1 pseudogene is annotated in these 543 nt (G+C 48.6%); it reads left to right on the forward strand.

What is annotated here, in order from left to right:
- Positions 1–525 (forward strand): annotated as a pseudogene (locus V2H77_RS00110) (CDP-glucose 4,6-dehydratase); the annotation flags it as partial.
- Between the last annotated feature and the right edge of the window lie 18 nt (positions 526–543).

Here is a 543-nt window from a genome sequence, read left to right on the forward strand (position 1 = left end):
AACTCTTTCTTTAATCCCAAAGATTATGAGCATCATGGAGTCGCGTTGGCATCGGTGCGTGCCGGTAATGTGATTGGCGGAGGTGATTGGGCCAAGGATCGACTGATCCCAGATATTCTACGCTCTTTTCAAAATAACGAACCTGTTGTGATCCGTAATCCACACTCTATTCGTCCGTGGCAGCATGTATTGGAGCCACTTTCCGGCTATCTGCTATTAGCTCAGCACCTTTACCGGGACGGATGCGCCTTTGCTGAGGGATGGAACTTTGGCCCCAATGACAATGATGCTAAGCCGGTACAGTTTATTGTTGAAACGATGGTTAAATTATGGGGTGAAGATGCCACTTGGCAACTCGATGGCGCAGAACACCCGCATGAAGCTCATTACCTAAAACTGGACTGCTCCAAAGCCAAGATGAGAATGGGCTGGCATCCCTGCTGGGATCTGGTCAATACACTGGAACGTCTCTTATACACATATCCGAGCCCAACATACCGTACTAGATCGCGTATACCGAAATGAGAGTGAACAGTGACTGGG

Origin of the sequence: Photorhabdus sp. P32 (genome assembly GCF_038085095.1) — a bacterium.
GTDB classification, from domain to species: Bacteria; Pseudomonadota; Gammaproteobacteria; order Enterobacterales; family Enterobacteriaceae; genus Photorhabdus; species Photorhabdus luminescens.